This is a genomic window from Marinomonas rhodophyticola, from assembly GCF_026113935.1.
In the GTDB taxonomy this organism is placed as follows: Bacteria; Pseudomonadota; Gammaproteobacteria; order Pseudomonadales; family Marinomonadaceae; genus Marinomonas; species Marinomonas rhodophyticola.
In genome coordinates this window covers 316,727-332,199 of record NZ_JAPEUL010000009.1, presented here as the reverse complement: position 1 = coordinate 332,199, position 15,473 = coordinate 316,727, and the positions used below count along the sequence as shown (strand labels likewise).

Genomic DNA, 15,473 nt, shown 5'->3' with positions numbered 1-15,473 from the left:
AAAAACCATTTTTAGGAAAAGCCATGGAATCCAATCACTTTGGTCGCGTTAAACAACCGAAAATCTCCGACATCATCATGAAAGAGCTCGAAAGCATGATTTTAGAAGGCAGCTTTACGGCAGGGCAAAAACTGCCGCCAGAAAGGGAATTGGCAGCGCGCTTTGACGTGTCTCGCCCTTCGTTGCGGGAAGCCATTCAAAAATTAATCGCGCGCGGCGTGTTATTCAGTCGTCATGGTGGCGGTACCTATGTATCGGAGCAACTCGGCAGCTCCTTTGCCGATCCACTGCAAGATCTGCTCAGTTCCCATGATGAATTTTTATACGACCAGTTGGAGTTTCGCGATGCGTTAGAAAGTCTTGCCGCTTATTACGCCGCGTTGCGCAGCACCGATGCAGACAAAACCAAGCTCACTCACTGTTTTCATCAACTGGTGGAAGCCAACCAAAATAAAGCCTTCGCCTTGGAAACAAAGCTCGATGTGGAATTTCATATGATCATCGCGGAAGCCGCGCACAATGTGGTCTTGCTACACACACTTCGCGGCCTGCACGCCATGTTGGCGAAGAGCATTTCGAGCAACTTGAGAAATTTATTCGAAAAACCCGCAGCACGCCAACGTGTGATGGAACAACATAGGAATCTGTATCAAGCCATCATGGAGGGCAATGCGGAAGACGCTCGCACCGCGGCGCATACGCATTTGGTATTTGTGGAAGATAATCTATTAAAAATGCGCCAAGAAGAAACACGAATCCAGCGCTCGCTACGCAGAAACGAGCACCAGAATCCGCTTTGAACGATCTTTGAATATTCCAGTGATTATTATTTTTCTGTGCTGTCCAGATCTGTGATGTCCAGATCTGTGATGTCCAAAGCATCGCTCAATGCGGCTTTCATCACCTCGATAGAAGGGGTTTTACCAGTCCAGTATTCAAAGGCGATTGCGCCTTGCTGAACGAGCATGCCCAAGCCATTGACCGTCGTGCAGCCCTTGGTCTTCGCGGTTTGAATCAATCGCGTTTCAGGTGGATTGAAAATCCCATCTGCAACTACCATGCTAGATTTAATTGAATCTGTGTCTATATCTAGTTCTGCATCCACATTGGGATATAAGCCAATCGACGTTACATTGATCACTAAATCCGTCTCGACAGGAATCTGATATTGCTTTGTCCAAGCGTGGTATTCCGCGCCAGTCGACGTGTTATCGGCAACCAGTTTGGCAAGTTCTTCGCCGCGCTCTTGATTGCGGTTCACAATGATTATTTGTGCCACGCCAGCCAAGGCAAGTTCAACAGCAACCGCTCGTGCCGCGCCACCTGCACCAAACAAAACAACACGCTTGTTGGTTAGCTCTAAGCTGGATTTAACAGATTCAACAAAACCACGACCATCGGTATTTTCGCCAATCAACTTGCCATTACGATTCACTACGGTATTGACCGCGCCAATGATGCGGGCCGACTCGCCTAAGTCATCAAGGTGAGAAATGACGGACACTTTATGAGGTATTGAGCAGTTAAAACCGCGCCAGTTCATGGCTCTCGCACCCAACACAGCGTTTTTCAGATCATCCGGCTGAATTTCGCAATTGATGTAACGCCAATCTAACCCCAAATCTCGATAGGCGGCTTCCATCATCACGCCAGTAGGATTTTCTAAGGCTGGCGTGGCAAAAGAACCGGTTAACTCGCTTAAGAAATTCTTCGACATATTGAATTCTCTCCCTGTTTGGTGGCTTTAAAAAAAGAACACGTCATGCATGGTAGCAAACCGAGTCGCCAGAAAAATTTCAATTATTAACAGAGTCCTTTACACGAAGTAATCCAGTTTAAGAATTCGCGAACCAAACACCTTTCTTCATATTGCGTAAATAGCACCAATAAAGCGTGACAGCACGTGCGACAAACAGCATCGCTTGGCTAAACCATAAGCCATGATTACCCAACCCTTGAGTCATAAACCAAACAGGAAAGAACACACCGACCACACAAATAATCATGGTGTTTTGCATTTGTTGTACACTGGTTGTACCGATGAAAACCCCATCCAACATAAAAGACCATATACCCAACAGAGGGAAGAATATTAGCCAAGGTAGGTACAGAGCAGCGTCGTCTCGAACCGTTTGCACGTTGGTTAGTAAGGCTATGATTTGATTACCAAATAACCAAAATACCAGCATCAAAATAACCGCAGCCAGCAGTGCCCAATAGGTAGAAAGCTGGATCACTTTTTGAAAATTGGCCTTGTCTTTGCGACCATAATACTCACCACATAACGCTTCTACTGAAAAGGCAAAGCCATCTAAGGCGTTGGAAATTATCATCAAGAAAGTGAGCAAGACAGCGTTGGCGGCAAGAATAGAGTCCCCTTGACGCGCGCCCTGAGCGGTAAAAAACAACATCACCAGCAGTAATAAAATCGTGCGCACGAATAAGTAACGGTTAACTTTCACTAACGCCATATACTCACGCCATTTCGCCAGTGCGCGCATCGGCACATGACCGGAAAAGCCTTTTAGTTTATGCCAAGCCAATATTCCCGCGACAGTGACACCAATATAATGCGCAAACACAGTCGCCCATGCCACACCGTCACTCGCCATGCCTAATCCATAAACCGCGACATAATCGAGCACCATATTGGCAATATTAATCACCAACAACATCCACAGTGGCCCCTTGGAATATTGCACACCAAAGAACCATCCCATCAGTGCGTAACCAGCTAACACCGCTGGCGCACTGAATATACGCGCCTCGCAATATAAGCGTGCCCACGGTTCCACTTCTGCACTGGGACCCATTAAAGTAATCGCCAGATCAATCAAGGGGTACTCGAAATACAATTAACATTAGACCAATAAAAACGCCCATTAAAATGGACTGCAACAGCAGTTCACGCACACGTCGATCATCACCTTGACCCAAGGCTTGCGCCGTCAGCCCGGTTGGTTCATGCGCAAAAAACCAAACGCCCAAAACAAAAAGCTAAAAATGCTCGCGCCAATCGCTACCGCCGCAAGATGAGTTGCCGTGCCCAAGTGACCGACTACCGCCGTATCGACCAAACCAAGCAAAGGTGTTGTGATATTCGACACCATAGGAGGCCACGCCATGCGCCAAATTTTGTGGTTCATATTGGTATTTGCACGGAACAAGCAAAGAAGTGCGGAAAAAGAGAAATTTGACAAAGAAAAGCTCACTTATAAGTAATCTGTCTTCTGTGGATAAAAATCCATCAACGGTGACGAGAATCGTCTTTCAAATCTGTGGAAAATAATAGCAGTTATTCACATCAGGGGAAGATTTTTGGCTTTTTTGTGCAAATAATACGCAAAAAAGGCTTTTTATTGAGCATTCTTATCATTTATAGACGACTTACCCACAAATACACAGCGCTCAAACACTTTTCATATTAACCCTGTCTAATGTTGGATAACTGATGCTTTTTTCCACAATTGTGCTCACATAAGCTGAGAATTTTGTTAAACTCGCGCTTATTTTTATCTTACGGAGCACACCCATGCCGAAGCAACTTAGACCCATCATCGAAGGTTTAGCCGTTGGCTGTGTCTTTATCAGCATCACCATGTTGTTTCAAATTCCACTATACATGAGCTTTATCATCGGAGCGTTGGCCGCTATTGGTGGCTACCGCAACTCCATCAAAATGGATAAAGAAAAGGCCGCTAAACAAGAGCAAAATCAGCCAAAAGACACGGAGTAAGATACTCATGTCCCAACCACCCGCATACGGACAAGGTGATGCGACTTTACAGGCTGTCGGCGGATTAACGGGTTTGCAGAAATTAGTCGAGACCTTCTACCGCATCATGGAAAACACGCCAGAGTTTCGGCCGCTGTTTGATATGCATCCTAGCAATATCGAACTCACCATCGACAAGTTGGTGTCGTTTTTATCCGGTTGGATGGGTGGCGAGAAGTTGTTCTCGAAAAAATACGGCCCAATCAGCTTGCCTCAAGCTCATGCTCACTTAATCGTTACCGAGAAAGAAAAAGCCATGTGGCTAAACTGCATGGCAGCGGCATTGGATGAATTGGGTTATGCAGACGAATTAAAAGCGTACTTACTGCCTCAGCTCGCTTTTCCGGCCGAACGCATTCGCCAAGTAAGTGCAGCGAGGCACCAGTAAATTATTCCCAGCTCTACTTGCAATCAAAGCAAATGACATTCTTCCTCGAAACTATCGCCTACCTCGTATGAATGTCATTTTGCTTTGAATAATTTAATTCAGATGTTTTTAAATGCGCACGTCCTTAGCAACGACAACACCTAGGCGTTTTGCCAAGCGGGCTAGGTTGGCGCGATCCATAGACAGCTGTTGAGCAGCTTTAGTCCAGTTGCCTTCGTTCGTTTCCAATGCTTTACGAATCATATTACGTTGGTAAGCTTCTGTTTCTAAACGCAAATCTATTGTTTCTTGGTAGCCTGTAATGGGCCGTAATGTTTCATTGCTCTGTATCTTTTCTTGAATACTGTTATCAATTTGTAGCCCTGTTAAATGTGCGGGAGAGATAATAGTGATGCCATTTGTTTGTCCTGTCTTAACAGTTTCGGCCTTAGAAAAGAGCGCCGCACGGGAAATGACATGCTCTAATTCACGTACATTTCCTGGCCAGTGATACGCTTCAAGCATGTCGATAGCTGATGCAGATAACGTCAATTGTTGCAGGCCTAATTTACGACGGAAGCGCTCAGCGAAGAATCCAGCCAACACAGGAACATCGCCTTGTCGTTCTCGTAATGGCGGTACTTGAATCGGGAAGACGCTGAGGCGATGAAATAAATCCGCACGAAAGCGATTTCCTGCCACTTCGTTTTCTAAATGTCGATTAGTCGCCGCGATAATACGAACGTTTACTTTACAAATTTGATCTTTGCCGACTGCTTGGATTTCTTGATTTTGAATCGCTCTGAGTAAGGTGCCTTGTACTTCTAAAGGCAGTTCACCGATTTCATCTAAAAACAGAGTGCCGCCATCCGCCAGTAAAAATTTTCCCTGACGATCCCGATCCGCGCCAGTAAAAGCGCCTTTCACATGACCAAATAACTCACTTTCAATAAGATGATGAGGAATCGCCGCGCAATTCACATACACCATAGGCGCATCAAAGCGTGCTGATTTGTCATGTAACATCCGTGCCACCAGCTCTTTACCTACCCCCGTTTCCCCTTCAATCAAGATAGAAAAGTCTGACGGTGCCACCAGATTAATCGACTGTTTAAGGTTTTGCATGGCCTTGCTTTGACCAATCATTTCATGGCTTTGCTCGCCCATTACTTTTAATACGTTTTGGGCGTGTTGCGACTGATTTTCTAATCGCTCCATCAAGATCGCGGTATTCAGCGTCATGGCTGCCATGGTGCCAATGATTTCCAACGCGCGGGCGTCGATATTATCAAACACGCCCGGCAGGATGCTGTCTAGCGTCACCACGCCAATCAATTTGCCTTCCAAATACAGCGGCACCCCCATACAAGAATGCACAGGTAAATTCTCGTCATGGCCTAACACCATGCCATCGTAAGGGTCGGGGAGATCGGAATCGGCAGGAAAACGAACCGGATAATGCCCCGCACAAATGGCTTTTAATCGGGGCTGCTCTTCAATAATAAAGCGTCGTCCCATTAGGTCTTCCGATAAACCCCGTTGAGCCAGCGGCGTCAACACACCATTGCTGTGAGACAACAAGACCACCGCATCGCAGTTGATTGTTGCCCGCACCGCATAAACCAATTGTTCGAAGCGATTAGGTTGCGTCACCGCGCTAGCAAGATCGAGGGCAAAACTCAGTAAAGCGTTGTTAGAAACCTGATTCATAGTTATCAGCTCAAAGGGGGAATTGGTTTTCGTGTCAATTTGACTCAAAGATATCATATAGACCTTTATAATTAAGAGTCATATTGACTCTTTTTTAATAAATAAAACATAAAGCATTGATTTAAAATACTATTTTTGGTTTGGCACACACTTCGCACTATAAGAGTTAACAAGCTTTATTCACCCCTTTAAAAGGACACAAATATGTTAACTCAACACCATATAGATACAGTAAAAGCCACTATCCCACTTCTTGCTTCTGCAGGGACTGCGATTACTGAGCATTTCTATCAACGCATGTTTTCTCACAACCCTGAGCTAAAAGATGTGTTCAACATGACCCATCAAAGAACGGGCGGTCAGCCTGCGGCTTTATTTAATGCCATCGCGGCGTACGCAACACACATCGATAACCTAGAGGTATTAACTGGCGCTGTGATGCGCATTGCTCATAAGCACACCAGCTTTAATATCCAACCAAATCAGTACGACATCGTTGGTCATCACCTCATTGAAACCTTACGTGAACTGGCTCCAGAAGCGTTCACCAAAGACGTAGAAGAAGCTTGGGTAGCGGCTTACACTCAGTTGGCTGAAATATTTATCAAAGTCGAAGGCGATCTGTATAAAGAGCGTGCCGCGCAACAAGGTGGCTGGAAAGATTTTCGTCGCTTCCGTGTTGCCTCCAAAACACCTGAATCCGATTTGGTCACCAGCTTTGTGTTTGAGCCAGTCGATGCTGGCGCAGTGATCGACTACCAACCCGGCCAATACTTGGGCGTTAAGTTACATCCAAAAGGCAATGAGTTCGATGAGATACGTCAATACTCTCTATCAACCGCGCCAAATGGTAAAAATTATCGTATCAGCGTCAAACGTGAAGGAACGGGCGATATCAAAGGGGTTATGTCGAACTACCTACACGATCATTTAAACATTGGGGACGAAATAGAAGTCATGCCACCAGCAGGGGATTTCGTATTCAAAGACAAGCAAACACCTGTGGTACTGATTTCTGGTGGCGTTGGCTTAACACCCATGCAAGCCATATTGGATACACTCGCCAAACAGCAATACAGCCACCCAGTGAGCTATTTACACGCTTGTGTGCACCAAGATCAGCATTCCTTTAAAGACCACGTAAACGGTCTGAAAAACCAACTAAACTTATTGGTTCATACTTGGTACGAACAAGCTGACAGTGAAGAAGAGGGCGTATCAAAAGGCATGATGCAGCTAGATGCGATAAAAGACAGCTTACCGCTGACAAATGGCGAGTTTTACTTATGCGGCCCAGTTGGCTTCATGATGTTTGTTAAGCAGCAATTATTAACCCTAGGGATAAAAGCAGATCGTATTCACTACGAATTATTCGGCCCGCATCAGGAAGTGTGATAGTTAACCCCTCCGAACTCTCCCCTTAGGAAACAAAAGGGGAGGGAACCGAGAGCCTAAGCACCTACCCTCGTTGAGGACAAGGAGGCCATTAAACGTCTTGGGCAAGCTTCAGCGTTTGGTCTTGCTGTTCAACGTAAATAAACGCTGGACGTGAGGTAATACGTTCTATGTAGGCGTCTACCACTGGATTCGTCGTAATCAGCCCAAACATACGACACCATTTCAAACTCAATCCCCAAAGAATATCGACAGCGTAAAACTCTTCTCCCAGTAAATAAGGGCCTTTGGCAATTTGATCGAATACAGTTTTTAGCATCTTATCAAAACTACCATAAGATGATTGTGAAGCCTCAACGGGAGGACGATTAAAAGCTTTATCAATCACAGCTGGCTCAAAACTACTCCCTTGGTAGGCCATCCAACGGAGATACGCACCGCGCTTCGGGTCATTTAAGGCTGGCGCCAAGCCCTTTTCGAGAAATAAATCGGCTAAATACAGATAGCAGGCGACTTGTTCCGTTACCACGGTACCATTATGAACAAGGGTTGGAAATTTGCCTAAAGGGTTTATCGCCAAAAACTCTGGTTGCTGATTTTCGCCTGCTTTGAAATTCAACACTGTCATCTCATAGGGTATGTCCAATTCCTCCAGCAATACCCTAACACCAGAACCACGGGTTTCTGGGGCATGATAAAGGGTAATAATGTCTTTATTGTGGATGCTGTTCATATTGATTAACTCCAAATAGGTTAAGAGAAATAGTGGTGACTACATGAACAAGATTAGAGGTAAAACCTGACACCTTGTGTCAGGTATTTAATTTATACTGATAAAATCAGCACCACGACGTATTGGTACCTAAAGGAGCACCCCATGCGAGCCAGCCGCATCCTAAAACTGTTGATGACCTTGCAGACCCATGAAAAAGTAACGGCTCGCACCTTGGCCGATATTTGCGAAACCTCGGTACGCACCGTATATCGCGATATAGATGCACTAAGCGCTATTGGGGTGCCGGTTTATAGCGAGCAAGGCGTACAGGGTGGCTATCGGCTCTTACACGGTTACCGTACCCGTTTAAACGGACTGTCCGCTAAAGAGGCAGAAACACTGTTTCTAGCAGGGCTGGCTGGCCCAGCCCAAAAGATGGGATTGGAGGCAACGCTGGCTGACGCACAACTGAAGCTAAAAGCCGCCTTACCAGACACGGTTCGGCACGAAGCAGAACGCCTACAAAGTCGATTTTTACTGGACACGCCCAATTGGTTTTCGGATGACGAAAAAGCCGAGCACCTACCTCAACTGATGACTGCCGTGTTAGAACAACGAAAAATTGTCATGCGTTATCAGAGCTGGAAAGGAAAAAGTGAACGCCAAGCAAACCCTTTAGGTGTGGTTTTAAAAGGCGGGCAATGGTATTTGATCGCGCAAGTTGATCAGGATATTCGAACCTATCGAGCATCCCGTATTGATACATTAACGCTATCCAGTGACACATTTGAACGACCCGATGACTTTAATTTAGTGGCATTTTGGCAAGCCAGTTTGCGACGAGTGGAAGCCATTCAGTTTCCCTTAATAGCTGAGGTTCGTATCACCGCCCTGGGTGTGAAAATCATGGAATTTATTTGTGCATCCTACGTGATCAAAAACGCCAAAATAGAGCCAATGGATGAGTCTGGCTGGCATCGCGCTCACATCCCTGTTGGGGAAGCTTCACATGGTTGTTATGAGCTTTTGCGCTTTGGGCCAGAACTGGAAGTCATCGGCCCACCTGAATTGAGGGCAGAAATGGAGAAAATGGTGTCATCCTTGGCGAGGCTTTATCAACAAGATGCGGCTCGCTCTTTAAGCAATTGAATAAATTCAGGTTTCTTGCTTAAACGGCAACATTTCTTGGGTGTCTTGATGGTACTCACGCACGGCTTGGGCTTCTTCTTCGCAGAAGTTACCAATAGCGTCACGGAAGCCTTCGTGGGCGATGTAGTGGATGCTGTGGCTGAACACAGGTTCGAACCCACGGGCGATTTTGTGTTCCCCTTGAGTGCCCGGATCAAAATGCTGTAGCCCTTTTTCTAGGCAAAATTCGATGCCTTGGTAATAGCAGGCTTCAAAGTGCAGGCAATCGACTTCTTCCATACAGCCCCAGTAGCGGCCATACAATGAGTGATCGTCAAAGAAACACCAAGACGCAGCGATGGCTTCGTCACCTCTGAAAGCTCGCACCAAGAGGATTTGTTCGCCCATGTCTTGCGCTAATTGGCCGAAGAATTCGCGGGTGAGATAACCTTGCTGGCCACGTTTGGCGTAAGTAGATTGATAGCACAGATAGAAAAAATCGATGTCGGCTGGGGTTAAATCGCGGCCCAGTGTGCGCGTGAGCTGAATCCCCGCTTGCGCCACCTTCTCACGCTCTTTTCGTGCGGTTTTGCGTTTGCGTGAAGAGAAGTGGGACAAGTAATCTTCCATGTCTTTATAACCACGGTTAAACCAGTGGAACTGACAGGAAATACGCTGTACCAGATCTTTGTTTGATGCAAACAAGTCTGCGTGTTCTGGCTTGGTAAACAACAAATGCCAGCTGGAAAAGTCGCGTTCTTGATTCGCTTGGGTCATTAACTCCGCAAGTGCTGGGTACAGATGCGAGAACTGTACATCATCGCCTTTTGGATCAAGGTGAGAGAAGATCCGTAGGCCCGTCACAGGGGAAAAAGGTATCGCCCAAATGCGCTTAGGAAAGTAGCGCATACCGTAACGCTGGTAAGCATCCGCCCACGACCAATCGAAAACAAATTCGCCTTGTGAGTGGGTTTTCAAATAGGTTGGGGCGATAGCCAACGGGCTGTCATCGTCGTCCATCACCAGCAAATACTCTGGATACCAGCCAGTGCCATCGCCAATGCTTTTGCTTTGCTCTAACGCCTGATGGAAGGCAAATTGCGCAAACGGATATCGCGTGTCTCCAATAGTCTCTTGCCATTTGGCTTCGCCTATTTGATCAACCGAACTGAACCATTGCGCTTTCATACCGCTTTCCTTTCTCCGCTGATTGCTCATATCGCCAGATTTACATCTGTTGGCGCATTGCCTCAACTAAGCTGGCTGTTTCAGGACGCACTTGGCGCCACAAATAGAACGCTTCTGCGGCTTGTCCCACCAGCATACCTAAGCCATCAGCTCCTTCGGCACCATGCTCGTGTGCCCACTGCAAAAACACCGTTCGCTCTTTGCCATACATCATGTCGTAGCACCATGTTGCTGAATTTATTAGCTCATCTTTTAATGGCGGTAAACTACCAGACAAGCTCGCTGAAGTACCGTTAATGATGATATCAAAAGGGCCTTCTAGCGCTTCGAAAGACGACGCCAGACAATCAAATTGATCAGCTAAAACCTGGGCTTTTTCAAGAGTACGATTGGCTATGGTGACAGATTCTGGATTCTCCGCCAAAACAGGCTCAAGCACGCCACGCACCGCGCCGCCTGCTCCCAGAATCAATATCCGTTTGTCCGTTAGGCTCTGCTGATGATTCTCTATGATGTCACGAACCATGCCCACACCGTCGGTATTGTCGCCGAACAGGTCGCCATTTTTGCCCATCATGAGAGTATTCACGGCGCCAGCTTGCTTAGCTCGCTGACTGAGAATATCGCACATAGCATAAGCACGCTCTTTAAACGGTACGGTAATATTTAGGCCTTTGCCGTCTTTTTCAAAAAAATCTCTCACTTGGTTTTCAAATTCAACAAGATCACCAAGCAAGGTCGAATACATCAAATTTTGTCCCGTTTGCTGAGCAAAATAACCATGAATACTAGGCGATTTACTGTGAGCAATCGGATTTCCGACAACCGCGTATTGATCCAAAATATGTCCTCTTGTGTTGAAGTTCAAAGCGCAATGCTAAAATACGAAACCTAACGAAACACTAAACCCAAAGCCAATCTTTTGAGGTTAAAAAATACTCGGTGAGTTTGGCTTCGTCGCTGTCGGCCTCAACGTGATATTCATACGTCCAACGCACTTCTGGCGGCAATGACATCAGGATAGATTCTGTACGACCCAAACCACTTTGTAGACCAAAATGCGTGCCTCGGTCGAACACCAAATTGAACTCCACATAACGTCCACGACGATGTAATTGGAAATCACGCTGTTGCTCATTGAACTCATGGTCTTTTCGACGTTCCAAAATAGGCAAATACGCTGGTGTAAAAGCATCACCTACGGATTTCATCATGCCGAAGCAATGCTCAAAAGAACCTTCATTAAAGTCATCAAAGAACAAACCACCAATGCCACGAGGACTTCACCGCGATGTTTCAGATAGAAGTATTCATCACACCATTTCTTAAAACGCGTGTAATAGCCTTCACCAAAGGGTTCCACCGCATCGTAAGCCGTTTGATGCCAATGAATGCAGTCTTGATCAAAGCCATAGTAAGGCGTTAAGTCAAACCCTCCACCAAACCACCAAACAGGCGCCATATCGTCTTTATAAACAACAAACAAACGCACGTTAGCATGGGACGTTGGGGCAAAAGGATTGTTGGGATGAATAACAAGCGACACCCCCATGGCTTCGAATCGGCCACCCGCCAATTCAGGACGATCAACGGTCGCTGACGGCGGCAAGTTATCGCCCATCACATGAGAGAAGTTCACGCCGCCTTTTTCTATTACCTCGCCACCCGCAATCACCCGAGTACGCCCTCCGCCGCCATTAGGGCGATCCCAAGCGTCTTCTTTGAAACGCACCGTGGGTTCGACGCTTTCTAATGCTGAGCATATATGATCTTGAAGAGACAGCAGATAATCTTTAACTGCCTGAACATCAAGGCGAGTTACCGTGGCAGATGAGCTTACAGACATAACATGCTCCATCAAGTCTTCTCTTAAAAAATAGCTTTTAAAAACGACGTTTAAAAATATTAAAAAATGGCTAAGCCTAAATAGTTGTGCTCCAGTTTACCACTGAAAAAACACTTATCGCGAAAGAAGTTATTCGCCAATTCTTACACTGAATCACAAGCAAAGGGTTACTAATAAAGACGAGAGCCATCAGGACGCGTACGCAATAAGTTCAGCACCCACATATATTGCTCAGGATGCTTAGAAATCATGGCTTCAAGGGCTTGGTTCATAACCAGCGCATCGGTTTCTTCATTCCCCGTGGGAAAGTTTTCTAAGGCAGGAAAAATGAATAACTCGTATTTACCGGAGGTTGCATTGTAAGCCGGTAACATAGGCACAACAGTGGCATTGGTGAGTTTCGTCAACTTACCTAAACCTTTCATTGTGGCCTTGGTTGACGCAAAAAACGGCGTAAAAACAGAATGCTGGACCCCCAAATCTTCATCCGGTAAGTAATAACCAAGATAGCCATCTTGCACGTCTCTCATAAAGGGCTTAATACCACTACTACGACAGTAAACACGAGCACCGTAACGTACTCGCTGACGATGAATTAACCAATTAAAAATAGGGTTCTTCTGGATGCGGATCATGGCGACGGTTTTATGACCTTGTGCGGTCAGCATAATTCCCGCGTAGTCAATCGCCCAACAATGCGGTACAAGGGCAATCACATTGTCGCCGCGATTCAACAACGGAAAGAGATGCTCCTGACCAGAAATAACACAGCGATCCTCGCAATGCTGCTTGCTACGTACGAGCAATTCGCCATAGGCAACAAAATACTGCGCCGCCGTCTGAAAGCTCTGCTTAAGCAAAGCTTCGCGTTCTTCCAAAGATTTTTCCGGAAAGCATTGCTCTAAATTTAAACGCGCTCTTTTTAGCGCCCCACTTTTCGAGTGGAGCAATTTGCAGGCTATTTTACTTGCTAATTTGTCTCGCCAACGCAAAGGAAAAAACGCCATCAACAGCGAACACAATACCCCCAACCAAGTGAGCCAAAAACGTGGGTGGAGGAACCGCCATTGAAAGGTCGGGTTGTATAAATGCTTATCGGCTGAACTCATTTAGCAACATTTCGCATGAATTGTGGAAGCTTTATAATACATTAATCCTAAGGCGCCTTAAATTGATATCTTTTCTCTTCTTTTTCAATCACAACGCTTACGCCAACTTGATAGGGCATGATCGAAAAAGACGGGCTGATTTGTACCTTGTACCAAAATCGATGCGCCATGCAAACACGCTAACAATTGACTGGCTTGCATTAACGCCGTGTCTTCATCTGTCTGATCCAAACGCGCAAACACCTGACTCAACCAAGTAAGTTTCAGCTGATAAAACACAGATAACTCTGTGCAAACCTCGTCTGGCAAGATCGATTTGTCAGACGTCAGCATGGTACACAAGCTCATATTGCGCTGTTCAACGATCTTGGCTTTAAAACCATTGATAAAACCATTTAACAACACCCGAGGATCGAGTCTTTCATCCTTTGGGTTTGGCAGTAATTGCGAAAATAGCTCAGTGTAACGCGCCATCACAGCGGCCACTAAATCCCCCTTGGTCGGATAGTGATAGTGAACACTTGCACTCTTGATACCAACCGCTTCGGCGATGTCGCGAAAACTGAATGCGTTATAACCGCCTTGCACAATAAAACGCTCAGCAGCGTCCAAGATGTTTGTTTTAGTATCGTTTTTCTCAATGCTCATTCGGGTGTCTCATTATTTCATCTATCTAGTGATAGATATTTTATTGACCCATCGTAAATCCACAAGTTATATTTAATCTATCTAGTGATAGGTAGAAAAGCCATATTTCACAGAACATCATTGCAGGAGAGAAAGAATGACATACGATCTCGTTGTACTAGGAAGCGGTCCTGGCGGTTATGCGGCGGCGTTTCGAGCTGCCGATTTAGGCTTAAGCGTTGCCATGATAGAACGTCATAATACATTGGGCGGCGTTTGCTTGAACGTTGGCTGTATCCCGTCTAAAGCGCTGCTGCATGTGGCGGGAAAAATCCTCATGACTGAAGAACCTGCTCACGGCGTACAATTTGCCAAGCCAACCATTGATCTGGATGAGATCCGTCACCATAGACAATCCACGGTCGACACACTCACCAGCAACTTGGCATTGATGGCGAAAGGAAGAAAGGTCACCGTCCTTCATGGGGAAGGGACTTTCGATTCGACCAACTCCATCACCGTCACCAAAGACGGACAGTCACAACAAGTCGATTTTAAAAACGCCATCATCGCCGTTGGTTCCCGCGCCATTAAATTGCCGTTTGTGCCTTATGACGATCCACGGATTTTAGACGCCACCAGCGCTCTACAACTCGAACGCATTCCAGAACATTTACTCGTCCTTGGCGGCGGCATTATTGGCGTGGAAATGGCCACGGTTTACCAAGCGCTTGGCGCAAAAATTACCGTCGCGGAACTTGGCGAGCAAATCATGACCGGCGCAGACAAAGACCTCGTGCGTGTCTTCGAGCAAGTCAACAAAGATCGTATGAGTTTTTTAACCAAAACCCAAGTCACTAATATAGAAGCCACACCAGAAGCCTTGAACGTCACCATGCAAGACAAAGATGGCGAGCGAAGCCTTTCAGTGGATGCCGTGCTGGTCGCCGTTGGTCGCTCGCCGAATGGCAAAACCGCGGGTATTTCCGACATCGGCGTCAAATTAGACGAACGTGGTTTTGTACTGACAAATGAAAAGTGCCAAACATCTGTACCCAATATCTATGCGATTGGCGACGTCACTCACGGCCCTATGTTGGCGCACAAAGCGTCCCATCAAGGCCATACCGCCGCTGAAGTCATTGCGGGTCACAAGGTTGATTTCCAACCACTCGCCATTCCGTCCATCGCTTATACCTTTCCAGAAGTGGCCTGGGTTGGTTTAACCGAAACAGAAGCAAAAAAACAAAACATCGCCATAAAAACCGCCGTTTTCCCATGGACAGCAAGCGGCCGCGCCATTGCCTCTGGCGTGACTCAGGGTAAAACCAAACTCATTTATGACGAAGCAACAGAACACGTCTTAGGCGCTGGCGTTGTGGGTTCCCATGCGGGAGAATTACTCGGTGAACTGACACTCGCCATTGAATTCGGCGCCACACTGGAAGACATCGCCTTAACCATTCACGCTCACCCAAGCCTACACGAATCCGTCGGCTTAGCGGCAGAACTCGGCGCTGGAACGATTACCGACATGCCGAATAAAAAAGCAAAGAAAACTTAATGATTACAGAGCTCTTTACGTGAACAACCTATGGTTGTTCACGTACCGT

At 46.4% G+C, this 15,473-nt stretch carries 15 protein-coding genes and 1 pseudogene; 6 read left to right on the top strand and 10 right to left on the bottom strand.

Annotated elements, in window-relative coordinates:
* The first annotated feature begins 23 nt into the window (after positions 1 to 23).
* The gene (locus tag ONZ52_RS15935) at positions 24 to 800 is read left to right on the top strand and encodes an FCD domain-containing protein (protein WP_265219698.1); all 777 of its coding nucleotides are present in this window, start codon (positions 24 to 26) and stop codon (positions 798 to 800) included.
* A gap of 26 nt (positions 801 to 826) precedes the next feature.
* Here the strand turns inward: ONZ52_RS15935 and aroE (ONZ52_RS15930) are convergent, their stop codons facing one another.
* From aroE (ONZ52_RS15930) to ONZ52_RS24825, 3 genes are all read right to left on the bottom strand, one after another.
* Positions 827 to 1,717, bottom strand: a complete 891-nt coding sequence (aroE, locus tag ONZ52_RS15930; protein WP_265219697.1) for a shikimate dehydrogenase — start codon at positions 1,715 to 1,717, stop codon at positions 827 to 829.
* 118 nt (positions 1,718 to 1,835) lie between these two features.
* Complete coding sequence (locus ONZ52_RS15925; protein ID WP_321160354.1) at positions 1,836 to 2,837, bottom strand: MATE family efflux transporter; 1,002 nt, start codon at positions 2,835 to 2,837, stop codon at positions 1,836 to 1,838.
* Between the two features lie 111 nt (positions 2,838 to 2,948).
* Entirely contained in the window at positions 2,949 to 3,146 is a 198-nt protein-coding gene (locus tag ONZ52_RS24825; protein WP_321160353.1) for an MATE family efflux transporter, read from the bottom strand.
* A 386-nt stretch (positions 3,147 to 3,532) separates the two neighbouring features.
* Here ONZ52_RS24825 and ONZ52_RS15920 point away from each other — a divergent pair, with 386 nt between their 5' ends.
* Together ONZ52_RS15920 and ONZ52_RS15915 are read left to right on the top strand one after the other, a co-directional pair.
* Entirely contained in the window at positions 3,533 to 3,736 is a 204-nt protein-coding gene (locus ONZ52_RS15920) for a hypothetical protein (protein ID WP_265219696.1), read from the top strand.
* Positions 3,737 to 3,743: 7 nt separating this feature from the next.
* Complete coding sequence (locus ONZ52_RS15915) at positions 3,744 to 4,163, top strand: group II truncated hemoglobin (protein ID WP_265219695.1); 420 nt, start codon at positions 3,744 to 3,746, stop codon at positions 4,161 to 4,163.
* Between the two features lie 108 nt (positions 4,164 to 4,271).
* Here the strand turns inward: ONZ52_RS15915 and norR are convergent, their stop codons facing one another.
* Positions 4,272 to 5,852, bottom strand: a complete 1,581-nt coding sequence (gene norR, locus ONZ52_RS15910; protein ID WP_265219694.1) for a nitric oxide reductase transcriptional regulator NorR — start codon at positions 5,850 to 5,852, stop codon at positions 4,272 to 4,274.
* Positions 5,853 to 6,056: 204 nt separating this feature from the next.
* Between norR and hmpA the strand changes: the two genes are divergently transcribed.
* Entirely contained in the window at positions 6,057 to 7,247 is a 1,191-nt protein-coding gene (hmpA, locus tag ONZ52_RS15905; protein WP_265219693.1) for an NO-inducible flavohemoprotein, read from the top strand.
* 91 nt (positions 7,248 to 7,338) lie between these two features.
* Here the strand turns inward: hmpA and ONZ52_RS15900 are convergent, their stop codons facing one another.
* Complete coding sequence (locus tag ONZ52_RS15900; protein ID WP_265219692.1) at positions 7,339 to 7,980, bottom strand: glutathione S-transferase family protein; 642 nt, start codon at positions 7,978 to 7,980, stop codon at positions 7,339 to 7,341.
* A 144-nt stretch (positions 7,981 to 8,124) separates the two neighbouring features.
* Here ONZ52_RS15900 and ONZ52_RS15895 point away from each other — a divergent pair, with 144 nt between their 5' ends.
* Positions 8,125 to 9,111 (top strand): helix-turn-helix transcriptional regulator, encoded by a 987-nt coding sequence (locus ONZ52_RS15895; protein WP_265219691.1) that lies wholly within the window; start codon positions 8,125 to 8,127, stop codon positions 9,109 to 9,111.
* Between the two features lie 6 nt (positions 9,112 to 9,117).
* Here the strand turns inward: ONZ52_RS15895 and ONZ52_RS15890 are convergent, their stop codons facing one another.
* From ONZ52_RS15890 to ONZ52_RS15870, 5 genes and pseudogenes are all read right to left on the bottom strand, one after another.
* Complete coding sequence (locus tag ONZ52_RS15890) at positions 9,118 to 10,278, bottom strand: GNAT family N-acetyltransferase (RefSeq protein WP_265219690.1); 1,161 nt, start codon at positions 10,276 to 10,278, stop codon at positions 9,118 to 9,120.
* A gap of 40 nt (positions 10,279 to 10,318) precedes the next feature.
* Positions 10,319 to 11,119 (bottom strand): shikimate dehydrogenase, encoded by an 801-nt coding sequence (gene aroE, locus ONZ52_RS15885; protein WP_265219689.1) that lies wholly within the window; start codon positions 11,117 to 11,119, stop codon positions 10,319 to 10,321.
* A 61-nt stretch (positions 11,120 to 11,180) separates the two neighbouring features.
* Positions 11,181 to 12,124, bottom strand: a pseudogene (hemF, locus tag ONZ52_RS15880) (oxygen-dependent coproporphyrinogen oxidase).
* Positions 12,125 to 12,294: 170 nt separating this feature from the next.
* Positions 12,295 to 13,233, bottom strand: coding sequence for a lauroyl-Kdo(2)-lipid IV(A) myristoyltransferase (gene lpxM / locus ONZ52_RS15875; protein ID WP_265219688.1), 939 nt, complete (start codon positions 13,231 to 13,233; stop codon positions 12,295 to 12,297).
* Between the two features lie 84 nt (positions 13,234 to 13,317).
* A complete protein-coding gene (locus ONZ52_RS15870) occupies positions 13,318 to 13,881 on the bottom strand; it encodes a TetR/AcrR family transcriptional regulator (protein ID WP_265219687.1) in 564 nt (187 codons plus the stop codon).
* Between the two features lie 136 nt (positions 13,882 to 14,017).
* On the opposite strand from ONZ52_RS15870, the gene lpdA reads away from it, so the two are divergent.
* Entirely contained in the window at positions 14,018 to 15,424 is a 1,407-nt protein-coding gene (gene lpdA / locus ONZ52_RS15865) for a dihydrolipoyl dehydrogenase (RefSeq protein ID WP_265219686.1), read from the top strand.
* The last annotated feature ends 49 nt before the right edge of the window (positions 15,425 to 15,473 follow it).